Source organism: Mesorhizobium sp. M4B.F.Ca.ET.089.01.1.1, from assembly GCF_004022605.1.
GTDB lineage: Bacteria > Pseudomonadota > Alphaproteobacteria > Rhizobiales > Rhizobiaceae > Mesorhizobium > Mesorhizobium abyssinicae.
The window spans coordinates 1-1692 of sequence record NZ_RZOS01000764.1 but is presented as its reverse complement, the minus strand read 5'-3'; the positions used below and the strand labels follow the sequence as shown (position 1 = coordinate 1692).

General features: G+C 66.1%; 3 protein-coding genes. 1 reads left to right on the top strand and 2 read right to left on the bottom strand.

The features are described from left to right. Both EN780_RS33625 and EN780_RS33620 read right to left on the bottom strand, forming a co-directional pair. The coding region (locus EN780_RS33625; protein WP_133372866.1) for an AzlD family protein at positions 1 to 224 on the bottom strand (224 nt) is incomplete at its 3' end. After that, positions 221 to 967, bottom strand: a complete 747-nt coding sequence (locus EN780_RS33620; RefSeq protein ID WP_127284583.1) for an AzlC family ABC transporter permease — start codon at positions 965 to 967, stop codon at positions 221 to 223. The genes EN780_RS33620 and EN780_RS33625, both read right to left, overlap by 4 nt. Before the next feature lie 188 nt (positions 968 to 1155). Here EN780_RS33620 and EN780_RS33615 point away from each other — a divergent pair, with 188 nt between their 5' ends. Beyond that, a complete protein-coding gene (locus tag EN780_RS33615) occupies positions 1156 to 1614 on the top strand; it encodes an Lrp/AsnC family transcriptional regulator (RefSeq protein WP_127284584.1) in 459 nt (152 codons plus the stop codon). The last annotated feature ends 78 nt before the right edge of the window (positions 1615 to 1692 follow it).

Here is a 1692-nt window from a genome sequence, read left to right as displayed (position 1 = left end):
GCGGCGAGCAGCGTGGTGGCGAGCGCTGTCAGGTCGGCGGGGTTCTTCGAGACGAAATCCGGCGCAATGACCGAGATCAGCACGCAGCCGGGCGCGGCTTCCATCACCGCCGTGGCGCGGCGGCCGAGCGTGCGGTTGCGCAGCACGACATAGCCGCCGATCCTGGTCAGATAGGTGACGCTGGCCATCAGCACGATGGCGATGAGGTTGGCCGGATCGATCATGGCTCGTCTCCCGAAAACATATAGGCCGCGACCAGCCCGGAAAGCGCGCCGGCCGCCACATACCAGGCGCCGGGAACGATGAGATAGGTGAGCGCCGCCACCACCAGGCTGACCAGCCACGGCCGCGCTGCAGCAAAGCCCTTCCACATGCCGCGCATCAGCACCAGGAACACGGCCGGGAAGGCCATGGCGAAACCGTAATCCTCGACATTGCCGAGCACCGGGCCGAGTGCTGCGCCGGCGGTGGTGAAGGCCACCCAGGCGAGGTAGAAGGGCAGGGCGGTGCCGGCATAATAGGGCAGGCTGAAGGCCGGGTTCAGGCCCGCGGCCGCCCTCTGCCTTGCATCCGCCAGGCCCAGCGCCCAGCTCTCGTCGCACATCAGGAACAGTGCCGGAAACACCTTGCGCAGGGGCAGCTCGCGCAGGAACGGTGCGAGTGCCGCCCCCATCAGGAAATGGCGGCTGTTGACCAGCAAGGTGATGGCAGCGATCAGGAGGATATGCGGCGGCGAGGTCCAGAGCTGGATCGCCGCGAACTCAGAGCCGCCGGCGAAGTTCATGCCGGTCATCAGCGGAACCTCGGCGACGCTCAGGCCTCTCTGCGCGGCCTGCGCGCCGAGCACCAGCGCATAGGGAACGATGCCGAGCAGCACCGGCGTGGAGGCGGCCACGCCGCGCCGGAATTCGGACCGTTGGCGGTAAGGCGCCTCGTCCAGGGTCAGGCTTGCTTGCGAGATGCTCATGGGGACTCCTTGCGCGAACGAAGCCGGGCGCGCCTCGCGGCCGCCTGCGTCCGAACCATCCGATGTCGATGACTGTATGCCGGTAAGCATAGGCCAAACGCCGAGCAATTTGGTTGCGAAGATTCGCCTTTTCTGCCAGGAATTGGCATCGGATGTCGCAATCATGCAGAAAGATGGAATCATGAGCCATGAAGCTGGATGAGATCGACAAACGCATCCTGCGCGCCCTGCAGCGCGACGGGCGCATGGCCAACAACGATCTGGCGCGGGAAGTCGGCCTGTCGCCCTCGCCGTGCCTGAGACGGGTCAAGCTGCTGGAGGAGGCCGGCGTCATCGACCGCTATGTCGCCGTGCTCAATCCGGCCAAGGTCGGCCGCGGCCACACCTTCTTCACCCGCATCTGGCTGAAGCAGCAGGACGAGGACACGATCGAGCATTTCGCCGCCGAAGCTGCCAAGCTGCCCGAGGTGATGGAGTGCTACCTGATGCTCGGCGACTGCGACGCCATGGTGCGTGTTGTGGCCGCCGGCATCGACGAATACCGCCGCTTCCAGTCGGAGCATCTCAGCCGCATCAAGGGCGTGCAGAACGTCAAGACCGAGGTGCCCAGCCAGACGATCAAGCAGACCTCGGAGATGCCGCTTTAGGGCGGAACTGCCAATCTCCCCCCTTGTGGGGGAGATGCCCGGCTGGGCAGAGGGGGGCGCTGTCCCGCCGGCCTTAGC

Bases quoted from the DNA above. Each gene is read 5' to 3' on its own strand.
- EN780_RS33615 (WP_127284584.1), top strand. From the start codon at position 1,156: ATGAAGCTGGATGAGATCGACAAACGCATCCTGCGCGCCCTGCAGCGC.
- EN780_RS33620 (WP_127284583.1), bottom strand. From the start codon at position 967: ATGAGCATCTCGCAAGCAAGCCTGACCCTGGACGAGGCGCCTTACCGC.